This window comes from Devosia sp. P2_G7, from assembly GCF_056403495.1.
In genome coordinates this window covers 144,026-168,855 of record NZ_JBFUFI010000012.1, presented here as the reverse complement: position 1 = coordinate 168,855, position 24,830 = coordinate 144,026, and the positions used below count along the sequence as shown (strand labels likewise).

The 24,830-nt window shown below is 66.6% G+C and carries 19 protein-coding genes; 14 read left to right on the top strand and 5 right to left on the bottom strand.

Annotated features, from left to right (window positions below; all coding sequences use genetic code 11):
* Positions 1 to 92 precede the first annotated feature (92 nt).
* A complete protein-coding gene (gene pckA / locus AC1DWU_RS18900; RefSeq protein WP_477151551.1) occupies positions 93 to 1,643 on the bottom strand; it encodes a phosphoenolpyruvate carboxykinase (ATP) in 1,551 nt (516 codons plus the stop codon).
* Positions 1,644 to 1,870: 227 nt separating this feature from the next.
* Between pckA and AC1DWU_RS18895 the strand changes: the two genes are divergently transcribed.
* The 14 genes from AC1DWU_RS18895 (at position 1,871) to AC1DWU_RS18830 (ending at position 20,287) form a co-directional block, all read left to right on the top strand.
* On the top strand, positions 1,871 to 2,590 hold the full coding sequence (locus AC1DWU_RS18895) for a response regulator transcription factor (protein WP_423065225.1): 720 nt from the start codon (positions 1,871 to 1,873) through the stop codon (positions 2,588 to 2,590).
* 68 nt (positions 2,591 to 2,658) lie between these two features.
* Complete coding sequence (locus AC1DWU_RS18890; RefSeq protein ID WP_477151550.1) at positions 2,659 to 4,389, top strand: stimulus-sensing domain-containing protein; 1,731 nt, start codon at positions 2,659 to 2,661, stop codon at positions 4,387 to 4,389.
* Positions 4,386 to 4,871 carry an HPr kinase/phosphorylase gene (locus tag AC1DWU_RS18885; RefSeq protein ID WP_477151549.1) on the top strand — a complete coding sequence of 162 codons (486 nt, stop codon included), beginning with the start codon at positions 4,386 to 4,388 and terminating at the stop codon, positions 4,869 to 4,871. Before AC1DWU_RS18890 ends, AC1DWU_RS18885 begins: the two co-directional genes overlap by 4 nt.
* 86 nt (positions 4,872 to 4,957) lie before the next feature.
* Entirely contained in the window at positions 4,958 to 5,356 is a 399-nt protein-coding gene (locus tag AC1DWU_RS18880; RefSeq protein WP_477151548.1) for a PTS sugar transporter subunit IIA, read from the top strand.
* Positions 5,357 to 5,380: 24 nt separating this feature from the next.
* Positions 5,381 to 5,692, top strand: coding sequence for an HPr family phosphocarrier protein (locus tag AC1DWU_RS18875; RefSeq protein ID WP_477151547.1), 312 nt, complete (start codon positions 5,381 to 5,383; stop codon positions 5,690 to 5,692).
* Between the two features lie 99 nt (positions 5,693 to 5,791).
* Entirely contained in the window at positions 5,792 to 6,310 is a 519-nt protein-coding gene (locus AC1DWU_RS18870) for a DUF2937 family protein (protein ID WP_477151546.1), read from the top strand.
* A gap of 81 nt (positions 6,311 to 6,391) precedes the next feature.
* Positions 6,392 to 7,792, top strand: coding sequence for an adenosylhomocysteinase (gene ahcY, locus AC1DWU_RS18865; protein ID WP_477151545.1), 1,401 nt, complete (start codon positions 6,392 to 6,394; stop codon positions 7,790 to 7,792).
* 601 nt (positions 7,793 to 8,393) lie between these two features.
* Complete coding sequence (locus AC1DWU_RS18860; RefSeq protein ID WP_477151544.1) at positions 8,394 to 10,796, top strand: sensor histidine kinase; 2,403 nt, start codon at positions 8,394 to 8,396, stop codon at positions 10,794 to 10,796.
* A 39-nt stretch (positions 10,797 to 10,835) separates the two neighbouring features.
* Complete coding sequence (tsaE, locus tag AC1DWU_RS18855) at positions 10,836 to 11,285, top strand: tRNA (adenosine(37)-N6)-threonylcarbamoyltransferase complex ATPase subunit type 1 TsaE (protein WP_477151543.1); 450 nt, start codon at positions 10,836 to 10,838, stop codon at positions 11,283 to 11,285.
* Positions 11,286 to 11,327: 42 nt separating this feature from the next.
* Positions 11,328 to 14,282 (top strand): double-strand break repair protein AddB, encoded by a 2,955-nt coding sequence (gene addB / locus AC1DWU_RS18850; protein ID WP_477151542.1) that lies wholly within the window; start codon positions 11,328 to 11,330, stop codon positions 14,280 to 14,282.
* Positions 14,279 to 17,701 (top strand): double-strand break repair helicase AddA, encoded by a 3,423-nt coding sequence (gene addA, locus AC1DWU_RS18845; protein ID WP_477151541.1) that lies wholly within the window; start codon positions 14,279 to 14,281, stop codon positions 17,699 to 17,701. Before addB ends, addA begins: the two co-directional genes overlap by 4 nt.
* 79 nt (positions 17,702 to 17,780) lie before the next feature.
* Complete coding sequence (gene trxA, locus AC1DWU_RS18840) at positions 17,781 to 18,104, top strand: thioredoxin (RefSeq protein WP_055047562.1); 324 nt, start codon at positions 17,781 to 17,783, stop codon at positions 18,102 to 18,104.
* Between the two features lie 149 nt (positions 18,105 to 18,253).
* Complete coding sequence (gene trxA / locus AC1DWU_RS18835; RefSeq protein WP_477151540.1) at positions 18,254 to 18,577, top strand: thioredoxin; 324 nt, start codon at positions 18,254 to 18,256, stop codon at positions 18,575 to 18,577.
* Between the two features lie 60 nt (positions 18,578 to 18,637).
* The gene (locus AC1DWU_RS18830; protein ID WP_477151539.1) at positions 18,638 to 20,287 is read left to right on the top strand and encodes a glycoside hydrolase family 3 protein; all 1,650 of its coding nucleotides are present in this window, start codon (positions 18,638 to 18,640) and stop codon (positions 20,285 to 20,287) included.
* A 21-nt stretch (positions 20,288 to 20,308) separates the two neighbouring features.
* Here AC1DWU_RS18830 and AC1DWU_RS18825 read toward each other — a convergent pair whose 3' ends face one another.
* The 4 genes from AC1DWU_RS18825 to trpB form a co-directional block, all read right to left on the bottom strand.
* On the bottom strand, positions 20,309 to 21,631 hold the full coding sequence (locus AC1DWU_RS18825; protein WP_477151538.1) for a bifunctional folylpolyglutamate synthase/dihydrofolate synthase: 1,323 nt from the start codon (positions 21,629 to 21,631) through the stop codon (positions 20,309 to 20,311).
* Between the two features lie 43 nt (positions 21,632 to 21,674).
* Positions 21,675 to 22,634 (bottom strand): acetyl-CoA carboxylase, carboxyltransferase subunit beta, encoded by a 960-nt coding sequence (gene accD / locus AC1DWU_RS18820; protein ID WP_477151537.1) that lies wholly within the window; start codon positions 22,632 to 22,634, stop codon positions 21,675 to 21,677.
* A gap of 137 nt (positions 22,635 to 22,771) precedes the next feature.
* On the bottom strand, positions 22,772 to 23,602 hold the full coding sequence (gene trpA, locus AC1DWU_RS18815; RefSeq protein WP_477151536.1) for a tryptophan synthase subunit alpha: 831 nt from the start codon (positions 23,600 to 23,602) through the stop codon (positions 22,772 to 22,774).
* Positions 23,602 to 24,822 (bottom strand): tryptophan synthase subunit beta, encoded by a 1,221-nt coding sequence (gene trpB / locus AC1DWU_RS18810; RefSeq protein ID WP_477151535.1) that lies wholly within the window; start codon positions 24,820 to 24,822, stop codon positions 23,602 to 23,604. The genes trpA and trpB overlap by 1 nt, the downstream gene beginning before the upstream one ends.
* Between the last annotated feature and the right edge of the window lie 8 nt (positions 24,823 to 24,830).

The following is a 24,830-nucleotide window of genomic DNA, read 5'->3' as shown; positions in this document are numbered from 1 at the left end:
CGGGATGACGGTCGGCGGGTGGGGTGGCTGAGGTGAGGGAGCCCCAATCCCCGCTCGCGCGGGGATCGTCATGCTCAGTCGATGTGTCCCGCCTATTCCGCCGCCACCTGTACCGTCTCGAACTTGCGATAGTTCGTCGCGAACAGGTCCTGCAGCTTCGTCGCTGCCGCGTCATAGGCCGTGACGTCGGCCCAGTTGGCGCGCGGGTCCAACGCCCGGGGCGTTACGCCTTCGACGCGCAGCGGTACTTCCATGCCGAACAGCGGTTCTACCCGCATCTCGCCGGTCTCGAGTTCACCCGACAGCGCCGCGTCGAGCAGCCGGCGGGTGGTGGCGATGTCGATGCGCTTGCCGACGCCATAGCCTCCGCCGGTCCAGCCGGTGTTGAGCAGGTAGATGCGGGCGCCCGTCGCCTCGAGCCGCTGTTCCAGAAGCCGGCCGTAGACCGTCGGGTGCAGCGGCATGAACGGCGCGCCGAAGCAGGCCGAGAACGTCGCCACTGGCTCGGTGACGCCGCGCTCGGTGCCCGCGACTTTCGCCGTGTAGCCCGAGAGGAAGTGGAACACCGCCTGCTCCGGGGTCAGCTTGGCGATCGGCGGCAATACGCCGAACGCATCGGCGGTGAGAAACACCACGGTGCGCGGCTTGCCACCGACACCGCCTTTGGCCACCGCCGGCAGGGTTTCGAGCGGATAGGCAGCGCGGGTGTTCTCGGTGAGCGAGATGTCGTCGTAGAGCGGCACCAGCGCGTCATCGAGCTTCAAATTCTCGAGCACGGTGCCGAAGCGCTGCGTTGCCATGTGGATCTGCGGCTCGGCGGCGGGGCTGAGCTTGACGGTCTTGGCGTAGCAGCCGCCCTCGAGGTTGAACACGCCATCGGGGGTCCAGCCGTGCTCGTCGTCGCCGATGAGTAGTCGCTCGGGGTCGTTCGAAAGCGTCGTCTTGCCGGTGCCCGAGAGGCCGAAGAACAGCGCCACGTCGCCGTCGCGACCGATATTGGCCGAGCAGTGCATCGGCATGGTATCGGCGAACGGCGCATGGAAGTTGAACAGCGAGAACACCGACTTCTTGATCTCGCCGGCATAGGCGGTGCCGGCGATCAGCACCAGCTTTCGCGCCATGTCGAGGGCGATCACCGTGCCGGTGCGGCTGCCGTGGCGGGCCGGGTCGGCGATGAAGCCGGGGAGATGGAGGATGGTGACATCGGTCACTCCGCCCACCGTTTCCGGGCGGATCAGCAGGTTGCGGATGAACAGCGCATGCCAGGCCGTCTCGGTGATGACGCTGATGCGCATCTGGTGGCGCTCGTCGGCGCCGGCGAGCAGGTGCTGGCCGTGGAGGGTCCGTCCGTCGGTGGCGGCGATCATGTCGGCGAGCAGCCGCTCGAACTGCTCGGGCGCCATCGGCTGGTTGTTGTCCCACCAGACCTGATGCTCGGTCGCGGCGTCGCGGACGATGAACTTGTCCTTCACGGAACGGCCGGTGAACACACCGGTGGTGACGGCGAGCGCACCGCCGGCAGCGAGCCGGCCTTCGCCGCTGGCAAGCGCGGTTTCCACCAAAGTGGGGGGCAGTTCGTCCCACCGGACATGCGCCAAAGCGCCGATCCGGGTTGCGAGCTGGTCGTGAATTTGATGGCCCATGGCCGTTACCCTCGGTCTGGAATGACCATGAGTTACGGCCTTGTAGACCCCGCCGCCCATCCGGAAATCCGGCTTAAGACGGAAGTCCTGCGACTTCGGTTGAGTGCGGCATGCTGGCATTCATTGGCTGAACGCCTTATTTATGCGCAATTGTGGCAGTCAATGCTCGCCACAATTCGGGGTGCGAGAGCCACTCGCCCGCCGTGATTTGGATGAAAGGGAGCTCAATGCCCAAGATCGCACTGGTGGACGACGACCGTAACATTCTGACTTCGGTGTCGCTGACGCTCGAGGCCGAAGGCTATCAGGTCGCCACCTATACCGATGGGGCTTCGGGTCTCGAGGGATTGACGGCCGACCGGCCCGACCTCGCCATCCTCGATATCAAGATGCCTCGCATGGACGGCATGGAGCTGCTGCGCCGGCTGCGCCAGAAGTCCGATGTGCCGGTGATCTTCCTCACCTCGAAGGACGAGGAGATCGACGAACTGTTCGGCCTCAAGATGGGCGCCGACGACTTCATCACCAAGCCGTTCAGCCAGCGCCTGCTGGTTGAGCGGGTCAAATCGGTGCTCCGCCGGGCCGCGCCGCGCGACCCCTCTGCCGCCCCCGGCACACCCGGCAGCGAGGCCGCACCCAGCAAGGCGCTGATCGAGCGTGGATCGCTGGTAATGGACGAAGAGCGCCACACCTGCACCTGGAAGGGTCAGCGCGTCACCCTGACCGTCACCGAGTTTCTCATCCTCCAGGCCCTGGCGCTGCGCCCCGGCGTGGTCAAGTCGCGCAACGCGCTGATGGACGCGGCCTACGACGACCAGGTCTATGTCGACGATCGCACCATCGACAGCCACATCAAGCGGCTGAGGAAGAAGTTCAAGGCGGTTGACGACGATTTCGAGATGATCGAAACCCTCTACGGCGTAGGCTACCGCTTCAAGGAGCAGTAAGAGGACAATTGGCCGTCACCGAAGAGGAGTTGCCGGGTCCGAGGCCCGCATCCGCGGAGGTCGGCATCATGCCGAAGCTCAACCGGATCGCCGGAGCCGTCGGTACGTTCGTGCTCGCTGCGATCAAGCAGATCCAGCGCCTGTTGGCGCTGACGATCTTTTCGAGCCTCGCCCGCCGCATCATCGTGCTCAATCTCGCCGGCCTCGCCGTGCTGGTGATCGGCATCCTGTTCCTCAACCAATGGCGCACCGGGCTGATCGAAGCGCGGGTGCAGAGCCTGCGCGTCCAGGGCGAAATCATCGCCGCGGCGATCGCGGCTTCGGCTACGGTCGATAGCGACGTCATCACCGTCAATCCGGACCGGCTGATCGAGCTGCAGGGCAGCGAGGTGGTGTCGCCGCTGAGCTTCTTCGACCCCAGCCTCGAATTCCCGGTCAATCCCGAGCGCGTTGCGCCGCTGCTCCGTAACCTCGTCACCCCGACCCGGACGCGGGCCCGCATCTACGACCAGCAGGGCCTGTTGATCCTCGACAGCGCCAATCTCTATGCGCGCGGCGAAGTGCTGCGGCAGATCAAGCCGGCGGATAGCGGCACGTTCTTCCTGCTCGACTGGTGGAACGCGCTGGTCGACTGGCTGCCGGGCGACGACTATCCGCAATACCAGGAGTTCGGGGCCGACGAAGGCACCCGCTACCCCGAGGTGTCGGCGGCGCTCGGCGGCGCCGCGACCGCGATCGTCCGCGTCGATGCGAAGCGCCAGCTGGTGGTGTCGGTGGCAGTGCCGATCCAGCGGGTGCGCGCCAATGTCGGCGTGCTGCTGCTCTCCACCCAGCCGGGCGACATCGACCAGATCGCCACGGCGGAACGCTGGGGGATCCTGCGCATCGCGCTGGTCGCGGGTGGCGTGACCATCATCCTGTCGCTGCTGCTCGCAGGCACCATTGCCGGGCCGCTGCGCCGGCTGGCCGGGGCGGCGGAACAGGTGCACTCGACGGTCACCAGCCGCACCGAGATCCCGGATTTCTCCGACCGTACCGACGAGGTCGGGCACCTCAGCAAGGCGCTGCGCTCGATGACTTCGGCGCTCTATAACCGCATCGAGGCGATCGAACGCTTCGCCGCCGACGTGGCGCATGAGCTGAAGAACCCGCTGACGTCGCTGCGCTCCGCGGTCGAAACCCTGCCGCGAGCCCGCCGCGCCGAGGATCGCGAACGGCTCAACGCCATCATCCAGCACGACGTGCGCCGGCTCGACCGGCTGATCTCCGATATCTCCAACGCCAGCCGGCTCGATGCCGAACTGGCGCGGCAGAGCGCCGAGCGGGTGGATGTCGCCCAGTTGGCCGACGCCATGGTGTCGATCCAGAAGGACGTGGCGGCCAACCGCAAGGTCGATGTCGTGCTGGAAAAGCACGTCAGCCGCTACGTGCCGGTGGTGCTCGGCCATGACAGCCGGCTGGCCCAGGTGATCAACAACCTGATCGACAATGCGGTGTCGTTCTCGCCCGAGGGCGGCAAGGTGCTGGTGAACGTCTCCACCAACGAGGACACCATCACCATCGTCGTCACCGACGAGGGGCCGGGCATCCGCGGCGATATCAGCCGGATCTTCCAGCGGTTCTACACCGATCGCCCGGACGGCGAGCATTTCGGCGATCACTCCGGCCTCGGCCTCGCCATCTCCAAGCAGATCGTCGAAGCGCATGCCGGCAGCATTACTGCGGCCAATCGCGACGATCGCAGCGGCGCCAAGTTTACCGTCAAGCTGAGGCGCGCCGCGGCCGAGAAGCGCCGGTGACCACCACTCACAATATCCACGCGAGCGGACTGGTGCTGGGTGGCATCGGCCTGATCCTTCGCGGGCCGCCGGGCTCCGGCAAGTCACTGCTGGCACTCGCCTTGCTCGACCAGTGGGACGCCCGAGGACTCGAAGCGACACTGGTGTCGGACGACCGCGTCGAGATCGTTACCGGCAATGACCGGCTTCGCATGCGACCGGCGCCGAACATCGAAGGGCTGATCGAGCTGCGCGGCCGCGGCATCGTCAAGCGCCCCTTCGTCGAAGAGGCGCCGCTGCACCTCGTCATCGACCTGGTCGAGACGCTGGAACGCATGCTCGAGGACGATGCGCTGGTCACCGAGCTGTTCGGCGTCACCCTGCCCCGGGCACCGGTTCCACAGGCCGGCGTGATCGATACTTGGCACCAGTTGCTGCTGATCGGGGAGGCAATCCGGGAGCTCGGTTCACAGCCGCGAGTGGCGCGACAAAAAACCACTTGAATCAGGCTCGCCATGGGGCAAGACTCCCGCTTCCTCTGGGAGCCCTAGTTGCCCGGCCGGAACCTGCGAGACTTTGGGGATATTGCATGATCGGCATGGTTCTGGTGACGCACGGGGCGCTCGCCGTTGAGTTCAAGTCCGCCCTCGAGCACGTCGTCGGCCCGCAGGAGATGGTGGAAACCATCGCCATCGGCCCCGATGACGACATGGAAGAGCGGCGCAACGACATTCTCAGATGCGTCGATGCCGCCGACCAGGGCCAGGGCGTCGTGATCCTCACCGACATGTTCGGCGGCACCCCATCCAACCTCGCCATCTCGATCATGCAGCAACGCGAAGTCGAGGTGATCGCCGGGGTCAACCTGCCGATGCTGGTGAAGCTCGCCCGCGTCCGCGCCGACCTCGAAATCAAGCAGGCGGTAAAGGAAGCCGCCGAAGCGGGCCGGAAATACATCAACGTGGCCAGCGAGACGCTTGGCGGTTAGGCCGAAATCCGGCATCTTAGCGTGATGGATACCGCAGCTGGTTCGGATCGGGCACTCGCGCAGCAATTGACCATCGTCAATCGCAAGGGTCTGCACGCGCGGGCGTCGGCGCGGTTCGTGCGCACCGCCGAGTGCTTCGATGCCGAGATCAAGGTGGTTCGTGACGGGCAGGCGGTTTCGGGCAATTCGATCATGGGCCTGATGATGCTGGGCGCCGGCCCGGGCTCCACCATTCTCGTGCAAGCCACCGGCAAGCAGGCCCGCGAGGCGCTCGATGCCATCACCACGCTGGTGAACAACGGCTTCGACGAGGATTCGGACGGCGCCGCGGCGTAAAGGCCGGTTTATCCCCCTGATACCATCTCGCCCTATGTTGGGAACGCCCGGGCAGATCGGCCCGTTGCGCAGTCGTGTCGAGACCGGTCGGAGAACCAGATGCGCAGAACGCTTGCCCTGCTCGGCGGCCTCGTGGTTGGCGCCGGGCTCAGCCAGTTCCCCGAGTATGCCCAGCAGTACACGCAGCGTCTCGGCGGGGCGGTCGACGAACTGAGGATTATCACCGAGGATTTTGACAGGGCTGCAAAGGAGGCCGGGCTTGGTCGCGATGAGGCGATCGATCGGTTCTCGAAGACCGGCGACGGCTTTATCGCGGCACGCGGCGAGTCGATGGCGCGCACCTTCAAGCGCTACGAGGAGCTCTCCGCCACGCTCGCCGAAGTGCGCGGCGCGGCCGGCTGGGAGCGCTTCACCAAACTGCCAGAGTATCTCGACAGCGAGATCGGCGGCCGCGCGCTCAGGGACTACAAGCCCGCAGTGCCGGTGACGATCGAGGGTTTCGCCTATGCCGGCGCCGGCTTTCTGGTCGGCTACGCAGCGCTTTCGGCTCTGGTCGGCTTCCTGATGCTACCGTTCAGGCGGCGGCGCATCCGCTATATCGAACGGCGAGAGACATAAAGCTTTCTTTATATCCCGGTTGATAGCGCCCGCCGCCTTCAGTATAAGGCCCCAACACCAGCGATAAGACGGAGAGGGCCGATGGCCAGCAACAACGACTACGTGGTCACCGACATCGGCCTCGCCGATTATGGCCGCAAGGAAATCGGCATGGCCGAGATCGAAATGCCCGGCCTGATGGCGATCCGCGAGGAATATGCCGCGAAGCAGCCGCTGAAGGGCGCCCGCATCGCCGGCTCGCTCCACATGACGATCCAGACCGCGGTGCTGATCGAGACGCTGAAGGCGCTCGGCGCCGATGTTCGCTGGGTCAGCTGCAACATCTTTTCGACCCAGGACCACGCCGCCGCCGCCATTGCCGCCGCCGGCATCTCGGTGTTCGCCAAGAAGGGCGAGAGCCTCGAGGAGTACTGGGATTACACGGACCGCATGATGGAATGGCCGGGCGGCCAGACCCCCAACATGATCCTCGACGATGGTGGCGACGCCACCATGCTGGTGCTGACCGGCGCCAAGGCCGAGACCGATCCGTCGGTGCTGAACAATCCGCATTCCGAGGAAGAGGAAATCTTCTTCGCGCTGATCAAGAAGCGCCTGGCCCAGGATCCGAAGTTCTACTCGAAGATCCGCGCCAACATCCGCGGCGTTTCCGAGGAGACCACCACGGGCGTGATGCGGCTCTACCAGCTGCAGCAGAAGGGCGAGCTGCCGTTCCCGGCGATCAACGTCAACGACAGCGTCACCAAGTCGAAGTTCGACAACAAGTACGGCACCCGTGAATCGCTGGTCGACGCGATCCGTCGCGGCACCGACGTGATGCTCGCCGGCAAGGTGGCGATCGTTTGCGGCTATGGCGATGTGGGCAAGGGCTCGGCGCAGTCGCTGCGCGGCGCCGGCGCTCGTGTTCTGGTCACCGAGGTCGATCCGATCTGCGCGCTGCAGGCGGCCATGGACGGCTACGAGGTCGTGACCCTCGAGGACGCGGCGCACCGCGCCGACATCGTCGTCACCGCCACGGGGAACAAGGACGTCGTCAGCCTCGACGACATCCGCAACCTCAAGGACATGGCGATCGTCTGCAACATCGGCCACTTCGACAACGAGATCCAGGTTGCGGAGCTCCGCAACTTCAAGTGGACCAACGTGAAACCGCAGGTCGATATCGTCGAGCTCTCGGCCGGCAAGCGCATCGTGCTCCTGTCGGAAGGCCGTCTCGTCAACCTCGGCAACGCCACCGGCCACCCGAGCTTCGTGATGAGCGCTTCGTTCGCCAACCAGACGCTGGCGCAGATCGAGCTGTGGACCAACGGCGACAAGCTGACCAAGGCCGTGCACGTCCTGCCCAAGCATCTCGACGAGAAAGTCGCGGAGCTGCACCTCGCCAAGCTCGGCGCCAAGCTGACCAAGCTGTCGAAGCCGCAGGCGGAGTATATCGGCGTCAGCCAGACCGGGCCGTTCAAGTCCGAGCAGTACCGCTACTGATCCGCGGCATCGCTACTGAGTTTCCGAAGGGCGTCCCGCGGGGGCGCCCTTTCTCATTGCACCAGCGGAAGTGTGAGTGGCTTCTCCCCTTGTGGGAGAAGGTGTCCGAAAGGCGGATGAGGGGTCTCTCTCCGCGCACGCAGACGTTCGTCGCTCCGCTCCGAGCGCGCTACACTTCGTTTCGCGGACCCCTCATCCGGCGCTGCGCGCCACCTTCTCCCACAAGGGAGAAGGCAGACCGGCGGCCGCCGCTGCCCACTCGGCAAAATAATCCGCCCAAATCACCGCGGCGTTAACGAAGCGTTCACTGTTCGGACTCGGGTCAACTCCCAATCTCGGGGCATTCCCCGCTGTTCACATACAATTAGACTCTTTTTGCGCGATTCCGAGCCCGGTAAGGTCTGGTGATTCGGCGGTTACGGGTTTTGACCGGCCGGATGCGCGGCGAATCAGTGGGGCTCGGCGCGCCAGCAAGTGCGGTGTTCGCCGTCCGCTTCGGGCGGCGCTGAGCGGCATAATCGGTTAGGGGCAGTATATGGCGCCGGATAGGGTCCGGAACGATTGGGGATTCGCAGGTCTATCAGCGAGTCTGGTAACCCTTTTGAGCGCGTCGCCTGCCCTTGCCCAAGGGATCACCGCCAACAACGTGATGGGCGCTGCGCCCGTCGCCATTGCACTCGGGGCCGGCGCTTTCGCGCTGATCGCCATGGCGCTGGTGCGCCGCATGCTGCACGACAACCGTTCGGCCCGGCACCGCGCCGCCGAGCAGATCGCCAGCCTTCGCGCCCGCGTCGATGAGTACGAAGCCCTGCTCTCGGGGGGGCGCGAGATCATCGTGCTGTGGGCCAGCGCCGGCGAGGGTCCGCGCTTCCTCGGCCAGGCTTCGGCCCTGCTGCCACCCGGGCGGCGCGCCGAAGCGGTGCTCGATTTCGGCTCCTGGCTCGGCGAGGCCGATGCCGAGCGGATTGCCCGCTCGATCGAGAACCTGCGGGTCGGTGGTCGCGGGTTCGAGCTGACACTGAAGGCGCATGATGGCCGCACGGTCCGCGCCTCCGGCTCGCTGCTCGGCAATGGCGCTGCGCTGCGGCTGCGGCCAGCGGTGACGCAGCCCTCGGGTGAACTCATCCCGGCTGGCGTTCCCGCCGTGGCGCAGACGACTACCGATTACGCCACTGCCCGCACCGTCCTCGCCAGCCTCGGCAAGCCGGCGTTCCTCCGCGATGGGACCGGCCGCCTGGTGTTCGCCAATGCCGCCTATCACGACCTCGCCCGGGCCCTCGGTCGCAAGACCAGCGAGAGCCAGCCGGCCGAGCTGGTCGATTACGGCCTGCTGCAGCGCAACCGCGCCGTGCTGGGCGATGCCCGCAAGCCGCAGAGCACCATGGTGACGCTGGGCGAGATCGGCGATTTCGAGGTCGTCGACTTCCCGGTCAATGGCGGCTCCGCCGGGTACCTGCATGCCCGGCAGGACACTGCGCCGCGCGATGCCGGCCTGTCCCATCTCTCGGCGATCATCGACGCGCTGGCGACGCCGATCGCGATCTTCAACGCCAATCGCGAACTGGTGCAGTTCAACCGCGCCTATTGCACGCTATGGGACATCGACCCGACCTGGCTGAAGCTCGGCATGGACGAGCGCGCTATCCTCGACAAGCTGCGCACCGACGGCAAACTGCCGAACGAGCCGGACTATCAGGGCTGGCGGACACGGCACCTCGCCTCGTACCAGCTGCGGGTCCCCAAGGAACTCGAGGCCTGGCACCTGCCCGATGGTCGCACCGTGCAGGTGATCGCGGCGCCGGCCGGCCCGAAGGGCGGGGTGATCTATGTGTTCGAGGACATCACCGACCAGCTCAACCTCAAGAGCCAGCATAAGGTGGTGCTGGATGTGCAGCGCTCGACGCTGAATGCGCTGAGCGAGGCCGTGGCGGTGTTCGGCACCAATGGCCGGCTGACGCTCAGCAACCCAAAACTCTCGACGTTGTGGAAGCTGCCAGCGAACCTGCTCAGCGAGACCCCGCATATCGACCAGATCGCCGAAGCCGCGTCGCGGGCGCTGCCGGATGACGGAGCGACGATCTGGCGCGACCTGAAGCGCTCGATCATCGACCTCAACCCGACCCGGTCGGATCGGCAGGGCCGGATCACCCGGGCCGACGGCAAGCTGATCGACTACGCCGTGGTGCGGCTGCCCGACGGGCAGACGATGATGACCTTCCTCGATGTGACCGAGAGCGCCAACTACCAGCGGGTGCTGAAAGAGCGGAACGACGCGCTGATCACGGCCGACCGGCTGAAGGATGCGTTCGTGCAGAACGTCTCGTACGAACTGCGCTCGCCGCTCACTAACATCATTGGCTTTGCGGACCTGCTCGCCTCCGGCACTGCCGGTGAGCTCAACGACAAGCAGCGCAGCTACACCGATTTCATTCGTGCCTCGAGCGCGACGCTGGGCGTGCTGATCGACAACATCCTCGATCTCGCGACGGTCGATGCGGGGATCGCCGAACTGCAGCCGGAGTTGCAGGATGTCGGGGCGCTGGTCGACAAGGCCCGCGCCGGGTTGGCAGCCACCTTCCCCGATATCGATGGCGAGCCGTCGCTCAACCTCAAGGTGGTGATCGAGCCCGACCTGCCGCCGTTCAACGCCGACGGCACGCGCATCGTCAACGTGCTCTACAACCTCTTGTCGAACGCGGCCCGCTTCTCGGAGCCGGGCGGCGAGGTGAAGCTCACGGTCAGCGGCCGCACCGGGCGCATCCAGTTCATCGTCGAGGATGAAGGTGCGCCGATGAGCGAGGAAATGCGCCTGGCGCTGCTCGATCGCAACGACGCACTCGCGGGTGCGGCGCGGCAGCGCGGGGCTGGGCTGGGGCTCTCGATCGTCCGCGCCTTCGTCAACCTCCATGGCGGCACCATCAATGTCGAGCGGCGTGAGCCGCGCGGCACAAGAGTGGTGGTCAGCCTGCCGAGCGACGCGGCGATGGTCGGCGCGGCCGAGTAGGGCTTTGCGTCCGGCGCCATCCTCGGCTATCCGAACTCGATGAGCACCGAGCCGCAGACCCTGTTCCTCGCCGATGACGATGCGACCGCCGATCTCGGCCGCCGCCTCGCTGGTGTTCTGCGACCCGGCGACCTGGTGCTGCTCGAGGGCGATCTCGGTGCAGGCAAGACGGCGCTGGCGCGGACGGTGGTTCGCACGCTGGTCGGCGATCTCAGGCTCGACGTTCCCTCCCCCAGCTTCGCGCTGGTGCAGCCCTACGAGGCGAACGGCACGCCGGTGCTGCATGCCGACCTCTACCGCCTCGGGGGGCCGCGTGAGGTGGACGAACTGGGGCTGTTCGACCGGGCCGATGCGATCGTCCTGGTCGAGTGGCCCGAGCGTTCGGACGAGGTGGTGGAGCGGGCGACCGTGGCTATCAAGCTCGCCATTCCCCCCGGCGGCGAGGGTCGGAGCGCGACGATCCGCTTCGCCGACGGGCGGGCCGTCTAGCGCGCTGGACTTCATCGGCCCCAACAAGTCAAATCGCCCACCATGCGCCGCGACTCGCTCTTCACCATCGCGCCCCACGCGCCTTTCCTCGCGACGCTCGCCGAGCGGGTGCTCGATGGCACGTTGCTGGGCGACTGGTCGCGCGAAGGCCCGTTCTGCCTGAGCGACGTCACCATCATCCTCCCCACGCGCCGCGCCCGGTTCGGGCTGGCGGAGGAGTTCGCCAAGCGCCTCGGCGGCACGGTGCTGCTGCCCGATATCCGCACCTTCGGTGGCGAGGTGGCCGATGAGGAGCCATTCCTGCCGCCCACCGACGCGCCCGCCAGCAGGCCGGCCGCCTCACTGCTCGAACGGCGGCTGACGCTGTCGCACCTGGTGCGGCTGTTCGCCGAGCGGGCCGAGAGCTTTGCCACTCCGCCCAACCCGGCGGAGATCTTCTGGCTCGCCGACTCGCTGGGCGAGGTGATCGACGACTTCACCATCGAGGACGTGTCGCCCGACAAGCTTAGGGATCTGGTGCCGGAAGAGCTGGCGGGGAACTGGCAGAAGGTGCTGGAATTCCTCGACGTGGCGCTGAAAGCCTGGCCGGCGATCCTCGCGGAGCGTGGTCGGATCGATGCAGCCGCAGCGCGTAACGAGCGGCTGTTGCGGCAGGCGGCGACAGCCGAGTTCGCATATGGCGAGCGGCCGGTCATCGCCGCTGGCTCGACGGGCTCGATTCCGGCAACCGCCGCACTGCTCAAGGCCATCGCCAAGCTGCGGCGCGGCGTGCTGGTGCTGCCGGGGCTCGACACGTCGTTCACCCCTGATCGGCATGAGCGGATGCTCGGCGGCGAGACAACACAGGGTCATCCGCAATATGGCCTGATGAAGCTCCTGCGAGGCCTCGACGCTGGTGTCGGCGAAGTCGAGGAGCTGGCGGGGGAAGCACATCGCACGGCGCTGGTGCGGGCGGCGCTGGCGCCGGCCAGCGAGACGCCGGCCTGGCCGATCCTCCGCTCGGACATTCCGGTGAGCAGAGCGCTCGAAGGCGTCAGCATCCTGGCAGCGCGCAATGCCGATGTCGAAGCGCGGGCAATTGCCCTCGCGGCGCGCTCCGCCCTCGCCGAACTCAAGACCGTCGGCATTGTGGCGCGCGATCAGACGCTGGCCCGGCGTATCGCGGCGGAACTCAAGCGCCACGGCGTCGAAGTCGATGACGCCGCAGGTACGCCTCTGTTCCAGTCCGGCGCCGGGCGGCTGGCGCGGCAGGTGCTCGCGGTCGCGACGGACAATTATGCGCCGGTCGACATCATCGCCCTGCTTCGCAACGCGGCGGTCTCGCTCGATCTCGACCGCTACGCGGTGCGACGTCTCGCCGACATCATCGACTTGAAGTTGCGGGCGGTACGCCCGGCGGCCGGGATTGCCGGACTGCGAGAACTCTCGGATCACGAGGACCTGCCGCAGTTGCTCGACAAGCTCGACGCGGCGATGCAGCCGGTGTTTGCGCTGGGACAGCGCGAGCGGATCACTGCGCCCGATCTCGCTTCGGCCCTTCTGGCCACCATGGATGCGCTGATCGGCGATGCCGAATTGCCGGGCATGCCGGAGTTCCGCCGCTGGGCTGGGGAACTGACCTCGCTCGACCAGGGCGGCACTGCCTTTGCGCCGTTCGACCTGGAGGCTGTGCTCGAGGCGCTGCTGGCCGGCACCAAGACGCAGGATCCGGTCCCGACGCGCGACGACATCCACATCTGGGGCGAGCTCGAAGCACGGCTGCAGAACCCGGACCTGATGATCCTCGCTGGGATGAACGAGGACATCTGGCCGCCGGTGGCCGATCCCGGCCCATGGCTCAGCCGCGGCATGCGGATCGGCATCGGGCTCGAGCCGCCCGAGCGGCGGCAGGGCCAGGCGGCGCACGATTTCGCCATGGCCGTCGGCAATGCCGAGGTGCTGATCGCCTATGCCGAGCGCATCGGCACGTCGCCGGCGCTCCCGTCGCCGCTGCTGCAGCGGCTCTATGCCTTCATCGGCGAGGCGGATGCCAAGGTGGTGAAGGCGCGCGGCGCGCGCTGGCTGGCGCAGGCCGAGGCGATCGACTTCGCCGGCGTGCCGCGCCCTGCGGACCGGCCGGTGCCCAATCCGCCCGCCAGCATCCGGCCGCGGCGGCTGTCGATCACCGAGATCGAGCCGCTGATGCGCTCGCCCTACGACATCTATGCCAAGCACGTGCTGGCACTGCGCCGCATCGAGCCGCTGGGCACCGAGCCGAGTGCCCGCGAGCGCGGCACGATGATCCACGGCGTGTTCGAGAAGTTCATCGCGGCCGGGCTCGACCTCGATTTGCCCGAGGCCTTGCCGGAAATGATGGGCATGGCACGGGATGCCTTTGCCGGGCTCGACGCCATCAAGGAACGCCGCGACATCTGGCTGAAGCGCTTCGAGCGCGCGGCACGGCAATTCCTCGACTACGAGCGGCGGCGCGACAACGAGATTGTCGAGCGCCATGCCGAGACCAAGGGCGAGTGGAAATTCCCGGCCCTCGACAACTTCGCCCTGGTCGGCAAGGCCGACCGGCTCGACGTGAAGCGCGACGGCACGCTGGAGATCATCGACTTCAAGACCGGCGGCGTGCCGCAGCCCAAGGACATGACGGCGTTCGACGCGCCGCAGCTGCTGCTGGAAGCGGCGATGGCGCGGGCCGGGGTGTTCCCAGGCATTACCCCGCGCGACAGCTCGGCGCTGACCTACATCAAGATCGGCCTCGGGCCGGCGGCGTTCCAGATCAAGCCGTTCAAGCTGCCAAAGGGCATGAGCCTGATGGACGCAGTGGGCGAGATCGAGCGCCGCATGCAGCGGCATGTCGATGCGTTCCTGCTGCATGACGGGCTGCCGATGGCGGCGCGGATCCGGCCGCGGGTGGAGACCGGCCGCAAATCCTACCCGGGCGACTACGACCACCTCGCCCGCACCGACGAGTGGACACTGACCGCCGGAGTGGACGACCCATGAGCCGGCGACTTCTCAACCCGATGCCGCAGCAGATCGTTGCGGCGCAGCGCGATGCCTCCGATCCGGAACGCAGCGTCTGGGTGACGGCCAATGCCGGCTCGGGCAAGACCTATGTGCTGACCGCCCGCGTGCTGCGGCTGCTGCTGAGCGGCGCCAAGCCCGAGGAGATCCTCTGCCTGACCTACACAAAGGCGGCTGCGGCGGAGATGCGCGGCCGCGTCGCCGAGCGGCTCGGGCAATGGGCCCTCGAAAGCGAAGACGAACTGATCAAGGATCTGACGGCGCTCAGTGGCGTGCCGCCGACACCGGGGATGCGCCTGCGTGCCCGGTCGCTGTTCGCACGCGCCCTCGAAGCGCCCGGCGGCTTGCGCATCCAGACCATCCACGCCTTCTGCGAGAGCGTGCTGCACCGCTTCCCGCGCGAGGCGGGCGTGCCGTTCGATTTCAGCGTGCTGGAGGAGCATCAGCGCGACAGCATGCTGCTCGAAGCCCGGGAGACGGTGATCGCCGCGGGTCTGCGCGGCAGTGGCGAAGCCACGGCGGTGGAGACGCTGTTCGGCCTGCTCAGCGATTTCCAGATCGAGACCGCGATCCTCGAAGCACTGAACCAGCAGCGGACGCTGCGGCGGGTGCTGGCGCAGCCGCGCGTCGCCAAGCGCGAGTTGCGGAAGCTGGTCGGCGATGTCGGCTCGATTGACGAGGTGATGGACGAGATCAGCTCGGGCTACGGGCTCAGCCGCAATGACCACGCTACGATCTTCTCGCTGATCGTGCCCGATCCCTACGGCACCGATTTCGTCGACCGGCTGAGCCAGATCGACCCGGAGCGGCCCGATGCCGACGACCTGCTCGATGCGTTCCTGACTCAGGCGGATCGCACAGCGCGGAAGACGCTGATCAAGAAGGCGACGGCAGTCCTTATCCCCGACGTGGCGGCCCGTGTGGTGGCCGAGGGGCAGCGGATCGAGCGGCTGTACCAGAAGCTGGTGACGGCCGAGCTGGTGGCACGCAGCGAGGCGATGCTCGACGTGGTGGCGGCGATTTCGGCGCATTACGAGAAGGCGAAGCGGGCCCGCTCGCTGCTCGATTTCGACGACCTGATCGAGAAACTCGCAGCGCTGCTGCGCGACGAGGCACAGGGCACGTGGGTGCGCTACAAGCTCGACGCCGGCCTCAGCCATATCCTCGTCGACGAGGGGCAGGACACCAACCCGCTGCAATGGCAGGTGGTGGGCGCGCTGATCGACGATTTCTTCTTCGGCGACAGCGCCGCCGCCGACCGGCCGCGCACGCTATTCGCGGTGGGCGACCAGAAGCAGTCGATCTTCTCGTTCCAGGGCGCCGACCCCGAGGTGTTCGTCGAAGCCGGGCGCCAGTATGCGTTCAGCGCCAAGGCGGCGCATTTCGAGATCACCCCGGTGCCGCTGCGCTACAGCTTCCGCACCCTGCCCAACGTGCTGAACGCCGTGGACGAGGTGTTCAAGCGGGCCGATCTGCGCGATGGGGCGCTGGAGGAGAGCGGCGTCGCGCACAGCACGGCGCGCGCCGATGCCGGTGGGTTGGTGACACTGTGGCCGCCGATCAAGGATCAGGCGGAGGAGACCGACCCGGAGAACTGGCCGACCGAGCCGCCGCTGATCCAGACGCAGAGCGCGCAGCGGCAGGTGGCAGAGCGGATCGCCCGCGAGATCAAGGGCTGGATCGACGCCAAGCGTCCGCTGGGACCGCGCGGCCGCGCGGTCAGCGCCGATGACGTGCTGATCCTCGTGCAGGTGCGCAGCATCCTGTTCCACGAAATCATCCGCGCGCTGATCCGCGCCGGAGTGCCGACGCCGGGGGCGGACCGGCTGGCGGTCACCACCCATATCGGCGTGCTCGACATGATGGCGCTGGGCGATGTGCTCAGCAATCCGGCCGACGACCTGCAACTGGCGGCGCTGCTGCGCTCGCCGCTGTTCGAGGTCAGCGAGGATGAGCTGCTGGCGGTGGCCCAGCCGCGCGGCGACAAGCGGCTTTGGCGGGCACTCGAGGGCTCCGACATCCCCTCGGTCAAGGCTGCGTACGAGCAGCTCAAGGGCTGGCGCAACCGGCTCGATTTCGAGCGGCCGTTCAACTTCTACGCCGACGTGCTCTATGCGGGGGGCGGGCTGCGGCGGATGCGCGGCCGTTTCGGCAGCGAGATCGACGACGTGATGGCCGAGTTCCTCGACCTGGCACTGTCGCACGAGCAATCGACGCAGCCCTCGCTGCTGGGCTTTCTCGCCGAACTCAGGTCGCGCGAAGTGACGATCAAGCGCGAGCTGGCCGAAGGCGGCGCCGGGGTGCGGGTGATGACGGTGCACGGGGCCAAGGGCCTCGAAGCGCCGATCGTGATCCTCGCCGATGCTGCGATCACCGAGCGCGGCCGCGACCGGCGGAGCATCTACCTGAGGGCCGTACCGCCGCTGTTCATTCACGCCTCTTCGTCCGCCACCCATGCGCCGCAGACCAGCGAATTCAAGGACGACGCGGACAGCGACCAGCTGAAGGAATATTGGCGCAAGCTCTATGTCGCGATGACCCGGGCCGAGGACGAGCTCTATGTCACCGGTTACCTGACCAAGCAGGGCAAGGTCGATGGCAGCTGGTACGAGGCCATCGAGCAGGGCTTGGGGCCGCTGAGCGAGAGCGTGGTCGATGCCGACGGCAATACCAGCGCGTTGGTCTATCCGAAGGAGCGGCCGGCACCCGCGAAGCTGAAGCCAAGCGAGGCCCTGGTGGGTACCGCTGCCGCCCTGCTCGACCTCACGCCGTTGCCACCCCACCGGGCCCGCAAGGTGTTGCGGCCGTCGAGCCTCGAGGTGCCATCCGATCCGGCTCGCTCGCTGGCGACACGACTGGAAGAGGGGCTCGACCCCGAGACGGCCCGCCTCTCCGGCACCGCACTGCATGCCCTGTTGCAGCACCTCGCGAAAGTGGATCCGGCCGACCGGGCAGCGGTCGCGGCGCGGGCTTTGCCGCTGCTGTTGCCGCAAGCGCCAGATCAGCATGCGCCGCTCGCCACCAAGGCCATTTCGATCCTTTCCCGTCCGGAGCTCGCGCACCTGTTCACCGAGGGCAGCCGGGCGGAAGTGCCGTTCCTCGCGACGGCCGAGCGGAAGGGCGAGACGGTGACCATCGCGGGCCGCATCGACCGCATCGTCACCACCTCGGGCGGCGTACTGCTGGTCGATTTCAAGTCCGATGCCGACCCGGTGATGGAACCCGGGCGGGTGAAACCCGGTTATCTGACGCAACTCGGGCTCTATGCGCTTGTTGCAAAGCAGCTTTTCCCGGGGCAGAGGATAGAAGCCGGGATTCTCTGGACTGAGTTGGAATCGCTGCTAAAATTGCCCAACGCTGCTTTGGCGGAAGCGGCGCGGGGGTTCACCATCCGGTGACGTTCGTTGAAGTCACACTGGACTCTACCTAGCTTTTGGATCAAACAGACCGCCGCTTTCAACCCAAAAGGCAATCCCAATGACAACCCACGTTTCCGACGCCAATTTTGGCGAGGAAGTCCTGTCCTCGAAAGAGCCCGTGCTGGTAGATTTCTGGGCAGAATGGTGTGGCCCGTGTCGCGCCATCTCGCCGGTTCTGGAAGAGCTCTCCACTGAGCTCCAGGGCAAGGTGAAGATCGTCAAGCTAAACGTCGACGACAACCCGAATACCACCGTCAAGTACGGCGTGCGTTCGATCCCGACGATGATCCTGTTCAAGGGCGGCGAAGCCGCCGACATGAAGATCGGCGCGGGCACCCCGAAGGCCGGCCTTGCGAAGTGGCTCGAGAGCCACGCTGCCTGATACGGGCGCGACACTCGCCGCTTTGATAGAAAACGCCGCTGGTTCACGCCGGCGGCGTTTCTCTTTCCGGCAAAGGCGTGGAATGACATGCCTTTCTTTCCCCGCCGACTCCCTGTAGCTTTCATCGGTAATCGACGATGGAGACGATCATGGGTACGCGCGTCAACGACCAGAACTTCGAAGCCGAAGTGCTGAATTCCAGCAAGCCAGTCCTCGTCGATTTCTGGGCCGAATGGTGCCCGCCGTGCAAGGCGATGGATCCGATCCTGGACGACCTCACCACTGAACTCGCCGCCAAGGTGAAGATCGTCAAGCTCGACGTCGACAGCAATCCGTCGACAGTGGTGAAATATAACGTGCGCGCCATGCCGACGCTGATCGTGTTCAAGGACGGCGAGCCGGTGGATTTCAAGGTCGGCGCCGGGCAGTCGCGCGTGCAGCTCATCAAGTGGCTGGATCAGTTCGCCGCATAATTTCGAGCAGGATTTTCCGGTGCGATGGGGCATAGTCCCCGCCCTGCACCGGAGGACTGCATGACTTTCGACCACCTCGCCAAAGCCCCGTTCAACCTCGACGCCCAGGCGCTTGCCTGGGTGCGGGAGCGCTTTGCGGCGCTGACCCCGGACGAGAAGTTGCGGCAGCTGTTCAACCTCCTGTCGCGGGGGCAGAACCCGGACGAGGTCGCCCGGATACGGGCCTTCCGGCCGGGCGGCATCACCCGGCACGCTGGCGCGGATGTCGCGGCGGAGCGGGCGCTGTTCGCCGATCTCAATGCCGCAGCACCGGTGCCGCTGCTGGTTTCGGCCGACCTCGAGGGCAGCCGGATGAGCCTCGCCGCGGGGGCAGAAATGCCCAACCCGCTGGCGCTCGCGGCGATCGACGATGTCGAGGTGACCGCCGAGGTCAGCCGGATCATGGCCGAAGAGGCCCGGGCGATCGGCATCAACTGGAGCTTCACCCCGGTCCTCGACATCAACGCGGCGTTCCGCAGTGCCATCGTCGCGACGCGCGGCTTCGGTTCGGACGTGGCGACGGTCGAGAAGCACGCACTGACCCAGATGCGGGTGTTCCAGGAGCATGGGGTCGCCTCGGCGATCAAGCACTGGCCCGGCGAGGGTTTTGACGATCGCGACCAGCACCTCGTCACGACGATCAACCCGCTGTCGCTGGACGAGTGGGAGGCCAATTTCGGCCGGCTCTATCGCGGGGCGATTGCGGCCGGCGCGCTGTCGGTGATGTCGGCGCATATCGCGCTGCCGGCCTTCGTGCAGTCGCTCGATCCCAACGCCGGGATCGAGGCGTTCCGGCCGGCCTCGATCAGCCGCCTGCTGAATGAGGAGCTGCTGCGCAAGCGCCTCGGCTTCAACGGGTTGATCGTTTCCGATGCGACACCGATGGCCGGGTTGGGAGCATGGTCGAAGCGTAGCGAGCATCTGCCGGAGATCATCTCCTCGGGTTGCGATGTGATCCTGTTCTCGGACGATTACGACCAGGACCTCGCCTATCTCCAGGCGGCGCTGGCCGATGGCCGGCTGAGCTGGGACCGGGTCGACGAGGCGGTGATCCGCCAACTCGGGCTGAAGGCGGCGGTTGGACTGCACAAACCGGCGGTGGCGGGGACACTGGCGAGCAGCGAGACGCGCGCCTATGCCGACGCGGTGGCAAAGCGGGCGCCGACGCTGGTGAAAGACGTCCAGAACCTGCTGCCGCTCGATCCCGCGAAGCACAGGCGCGTGCTGGTGATTTCCGGCGGCATCGTGTTTCCGTTCCTGCCGCATCCGCTTCCGTTCTCAGTGCCAGAGCTCCTGCGCGAGAAGGGCTTCGAGGTGACGGTGCATGATGCCACCACTGAGGTGGACGCGGATAAGTTCGACCTGGTGCTCTACCTGTTCGGCGACGAGACGCTGCTGACGCGGGGGCGGATCTTCCTCGACTGGCTGCGGCTCACCGGCAGCTTCGGCAAGGCGATGCACCGGCACTGGCATGACATCCCGACGCTGATGATCTCGTTCGGCTACCCGTACATGCTCTACGACGCGCCGCGGGTGCCCACCTACATCAACGCCTATTCGACCACCGAGACGATGCAGCGGGCGGTGGTCGAGGCGCTACTGAGCAACCTGCCGTGGAACCGGCACTCGCCGGTCGATCCGTTCTGCGGGCTCGAGGACGCGCGTTACTGAGGCCGCGGAGGCGCCTCGCCGTTACTTCGGCGGGGTACCGTTCTGGTGGAGGACGTGGCCGGCGAGGTAGAGCGAGCCGGCGAACACCACGCGGGCGGGGTGGCCGAGCCGGGCCGCATCGGCCAGAGCGTTGAGGATCGAGGTCGATGCCACGGCGTCGAAGCCCGTGGCGTGGGCCTGCTCAACGATGGCCGATGCCGGATGGGCGTTCGGCTCGCCCGGAATGGATAGGGCGAAGACCTTTTCCAGCATGCCGCTGAACGGCGCGAGGAAATCGGCGGGCTTGCGGGTGTTCATCAGCCCCATGATCAGGACTAGCGGCAGCGGACGCCGGACCTGCATCTGCTGCAGGGCCAGCGAGAGCGCGGCCGCGCCGTGCGCGTTATGGCCGCCGTCGATCCAGAGCTCCGAGCCCTCGGGCAGCATTTGCAGCAGCGTGCCGTGCACCGGCTGTAGGCGCGCCGGCCAGACCACGTCGCGGAGGCCGCGGGCAATGTCGGCCTCGGTGACCGGTAGCTCGAAATGCCGGGCGGCAGCGATGGCAAGCGCTGCATTGTCGAACTGGTGCGGCCCGGCGAGCGCCGGTGGGGGCAGATCGAGCAGGCCATGCTCATCCTGATAGACCAGCCGGCCATCTTCGGCCCGGCCGTCGAAATCCTCGCCGGCGATCAACGGCGTCACGCCAAGCCGCGCGGCTTCGCGCACCAGCATTGCCCTGCCCTCGTCGCGCTGCCGGCCGAACACGGCCTTTGAGCCGCGCTTCATGATGCCGGCTTTCTCCCAGGCGATCTTCGACAGGCTGTCGCCGAGGAAGTTCTGGTGGTCGTAGTCGACCGGAGCGATGACGGTGCCCAGCGGGTGCGCGACCACGTTGGAGGCGTCGAAGCGCCCGCCCATGCCGGTCTCGAGCAGCAGGTAATCGGCCTTCACGTCCGAGAACAGTTTTAGCGCGGCCGCGGTGGTGATCTCGAAGAAGGTGATGGGCTCGCCGCCATTGGCCTCTTCGCAGAACTCCAGCGCCTGGTTGAGCTTGCGGGATGACACCAGCTTGCCGGCCAACCGGATGCGCTCGTTGAAGCGCACCAGGTGGGGCGAGGTCATGACGTGCACCTGCTTGCCCGACGCTTCGAGGAAGGCGCGCAGATAGGCGATCGTCGAACCCTTGCCGTTGGTGCCGGCGACGTGGATCACCGGCGGCAAATGGTCCTGCGGGTTGCCGATCCGCTCGAGCAGGCGCAGCTCGCGGTCGAGCTTCAGGTCAATAAGCTTCGGATGCAGCTTGAGCAGCCGCTTCAGGATAGCGTCGGTGCGGGACACGGGGACGAGATTCTCGAACAGGAGCATGGCGCGCTTTTAGCACCCGGTTCTCGCGTGATGAAGAGGCGGCCTACTCGGCGTGGGCGGCTTCCGGCATGCCGACGAGATCATCACCCGCGTTGGCCGAAACCGGCGTCGCGAGGCGGGCCGGGGCGGTTTCGCTCAGCTCCTCGCGCTGCGGTGACTTGGTGAGGATGCCGACCAAGGAGCCGATGGTTTCGCGCAGGTTGTGCCGGTGCACCACCATGTCGATCATGCCGTGCTCGTAGAGATATTCCGAGCGCTGGAAGCCCTTGGGGAGCTTTTCGCGGATGGTCTGCTCGATGACGCGAGGGCCGGCAAAGCCGATCAGCGCGCCGGGCTCGGCGAGGTGCACATCGCCCAGCATGGCGTAGGACGCAGTGACGCCGCCGGTGGTGGGGTTGGTGAACACCACGATGAACGGCAGCCCGGCCTCGCGCAGGCGCAGCACTGCGACGGTGGTGCGCGGCATCTGCATCAGCGACAGCACGCCTTCCTGCATGCGGGCACCGCCCGAGGAGACGAACAGCACGAACGGGGTACGCTTGCTCGCGGCAGTCTCGAGCCCGGTGACGATGGCCGAACCCGCGGCCATGCCGAGCGAGCCGCCCATGAAATCGAAATCCTGCACGCCGACCGTCACCGGCTGGCCGAACAGATCGCCGACGCCGACGGTGACCGCATCCTCGGTACCGGTCTTCAGCCGGCTTTCCTTCAGGCGGTCGGCATAGCGCTTGGAATCACGGAATTTCAGCGGATCATGCGGCACGGCAGGCAGCGCGACGGTGTCGTACTTGCCCTCATCGAGGAAGGTCGACAGCCGGTCGGAGGCCTTGATCTTCATGTGGTAGCCGGAATTGGGCACCACCCACATGTTGGCTTCGAGATCGCGGTAGAACACCATCTCGCCCGACTCCGGATCCTTGACCCAGAGGTTCTCCGAGCCGGTATCCTTCGGTTTGAGGAAGGAGCGGATGCGGGGGCGGACGACGTTGTTGATCCAGTTCATTGCCTAAGCCTGTTCGCGGTCCATGTGCGCGCCAAACGGCGCTGCCATGGGCCTATATGGTGATTGTGGCAGATATTATCAGGATCGGCTCTCGTGGTTAAGCCACGGTACCGTCATTGGTAACCGGATTTGGTGGTTCAGGCTGCCGCCTTGGCCCGCTTCACGCCGCTGGCGAGACCTGCGACCATGGTGGTCACCGCCGCAACGGTGCCGGCCGTGGCCTTGCCATTGTCGAGCGAGCCGAGCACCGCGTTGCAGATTGCCGTGCCCACCGCGACGCCGTCGGACTCGCGGCCGAAAGTTGCCGCATCATCGGCGGTCTTGATGCCGAAGCCCACGACAACTGGCAGGTCGGTATGGCCCTTGATGCGCTGCACGGCGGTGCCGACTGCGGCCGTCGCCTTGATCGTGCCGCCGGTAATGCCGTTCATCGAGACATAGTAGACGAAGCCAGAGGTGTTGTTCAGCACTGCCGGGAGGCGCGCGTCGTCGGTGGTCGGCGTAGCCAGCCGGATGAAGTTGAGGCCTGCCTTCAGGGCCGGGATGCAGAGCTCGTCGTCCTCTTCGGGCGGCAGATCGACAACGATCAGCCCGTCGACGCCCGCCGCCTTGGCGGCCGTGAGGAAGGCATCGACGCCGAAGATGTAGATGGGGTTGTAGTAGCCCATCAGCACGATCGGGGTCTCCTGGTCCTTCTTGCGGAAGGCTTCGACCATGCCCAGCGTCTTCTTCATGGTCTGGCCCGCGGCCAGCGCGCGCTGGCCTGCCGCCTGGACGCCGGGGCCATCGGCCATCGGGTCGGAGAAGGGCATGCCGAGTTCGATGATATCAGCGCCGGCAGCCGGCAGCGCATCGAGGATGGCCTGGGCGGTGGTGAGGTCCGGGTCGCCGGCCATGGTGTAGGTGACGAGAGCCGGGCGGCCTTCGGCGGCGCACTTGGCAAAGCGGGCGGGGATACGGGTGGTCATTACGAGTTCATCCCCAGGTAGCGGCCGACGCTCTCGACGTCCTTGTCGCCGCGGCCCGAGAGGCACAGGACGATAGTCTCGTCCTTGCCCATGGTCGGGGCGACCTTCATAAGCTGCGCCAGCCCGTGGGCGCTTTCCAGCGCAGGAATGATGCCCTCGAGGCGGGTGCAGAGCTGGAAGGCGTCGAGCGCCTCCTTGTCGGTGATCGGTGCGTAAGTGACGCGCTTGGTGTCGTGCAGATAGGAGTGCTCGGGGCCAACGCCGGGGTAATCGAGGCCGGCGGAAATCGAGTGGCCTTCGAGGATCTGGCCGTCGGCATCCTGCAGCAGGTAGGTGCGGTTGCCGTGCAGCACGCCGGGGCGGCCGCCGGTCATCGAGGCGGCGTGGCCGTTCTCGACCTCGATGCCATGGCCGCCGGCTTCGGCGCCATAGAGCTTCACCGAGGGATCATCGAGGAAGGCGTGGAAGGTGCCGATGGCGTTGGAGCCGCCGCCGACGCAGGCGACCAGCGCGTCGGGGAGCTTGCCGGTCTCGGCCTGCATCTGCGCCTTGATCTCTTCGCCGATCACCGACTGGAAGTTGCGGACCATCTCCGGATAGGGGTGCGGGCCTGCCGCGGTGCCGATCAGGTAGTAGGTGGTCTCGACATTGGTCACCCAGTCGCGCAGCGCCTCGTTCATGGCGTCCTTGAGGGTGCCGGCACCGGCTGTGACCGGACGGACCTCAGCGCCGAGCATCTTCATGCGCAAGACGTTCGGGTACTGCCGCTCGACGTCGGTGGCGCCCATGAACACGACGCAGGGCAGGTCGAACTTGGCGCAGACCGTCGCCGTCGCCACGCCATGCTGGCCGGCGCCGGTTTCGGCGATGATGCGCGTCTTGCCCATGCGCTTGGCGAGCAGGATCTGGCCAAGCGTGTTGTTGATCTTGTGCGAGCCGGTGTGGTTCAGCTCTTCGCGCTTGAAGTAGACCTTGGCACCGCCGAGGTGCTCGGTCATCCGCTCGGCGAAATAGAGCGGCGACGGGCGGCCGACATAGTGGGTGGCGAGGTGCTTGATCTCGGCCTGGAACTCAGGGTCGGCCTGCGCGACGCGATAGGCCTTCTCGAGATCGAGGATCAGCGGCATCAGCGTCTCGGCGACGAAACGGCCGCCATAGAGACCGAAACGACCCTGGTCATCGGGGCCGTTGCGAAGGGAATTGGCCCCAGTCACGGTCACTTCAGCAG

What these genes read in the sequence shown, in the direction of transcription:
- pckA (WP_477151551.1), bottom strand. Translation starts at nt 1,643, where the DNA reads ATGGGCCATCAAATTCACGACCAGCTCGCAACCCGGATCGGCGCTTTG.
- AC1DWU_RS18895 (WP_423065225.1), top strand. Translation starts at nt 1,871, where the DNA reads ATGCCCAAGATCGCACTGGTGGACGACGACCGTAACATTCTGACTTCG.
- AC1DWU_RS18890 (WP_477151550.1), top strand. Translation starts at nt 2,659, where the DNA reads ATGCCGAAGCTCAACCGGATCGCCGGAGCCGTCGGTACGTTCGTGCTC.
- AC1DWU_RS18880 (WP_477151548.1), top strand. Translation starts at nt 4,958, where the DNA reads ATGATCGGCATGGTTCTGGTGACGCACGGGGCGCTCGCCGTTGAGTTC.
- AC1DWU_RS18875 (WP_477151547.1), top strand. Translation starts at nt 5,381, where the DNA reads ATGGATACCGCAGCTGGTTCGGATCGGGCACTCGCGCAGCAATTGACC.
- AC1DWU_RS18870 (WP_477151546.1), top strand. Translation starts at nt 5,792, where the DNA reads ATGCGCAGAACGCTTGCCCTGCTCGGCGGCCTCGTGGTTGGCGCCGGG.
- ahcY (WP_477151545.1), top strand. Translation starts at nt 6,392, where the DNA reads ATGGCCAGCAACAACGACTACGTGGTCACCGACATCGGCCTCGCCGAT.
- tsaE (WP_477151543.1), top strand. Translation starts at nt 10,836, where the DNA reads ATGAGCACCGAGCCGCAGACCCTGTTCCTCGCCGATGACGATGCGACC.
- addB (WP_477151542.1), top strand. Translation starts at nt 11,328, where the DNA reads ATGCGCCGCGACTCGCTCTTCACCATCGCGCCCCACGCGCCTTTCCTC.
- addA (WP_477151541.1), top strand. Translation starts at nt 14,279, where the DNA reads ATGAGCCGGCGACTTCTCAACCCGATGCCGCAGCAGATCGTTGCGGCG.
- trxA (WP_055047562.1), top strand. Translation starts at nt 17,781, where the DNA reads ATGACAACCCACGTTTCCGACGCCAATTTTGGCGAGGAAGTCCTGTCC.
- trxA (WP_477151540.1), top strand. Translation starts at nt 18,254, where the DNA reads ATGGGTACGCGCGTCAACGACCAGAACTTCGAAGCCGAAGTGCTGAAT.
- AC1DWU_RS18830 (WP_477151539.1), top strand. Translation starts at nt 18,638, where the DNA reads ATGACTTTCGACCACCTCGCCAAAGCCCCGTTCAACCTCGACGCCCAG.
- AC1DWU_RS18825 (WP_477151538.1), bottom strand. Translation starts at nt 21,631, where the DNA reads ATGCTCCTGTTCGAGAATCTCGTCCCCGTGTCCCGCACCGACGCTATC.
- accD (WP_477151537.1), bottom strand. Translation starts at nt 22,634, where the DNA reads ATGAACTGGATCAACAACGTCGTCCGCCCCCGCATCCGCTCCTTCCTC.
- trpA (WP_477151536.1), bottom strand. Translation starts at nt 23,602, where the DNA reads ATGACCACCCGTATCCCCGCCCGCTTTGCCAAGTGCGCCGCCGAAGGC.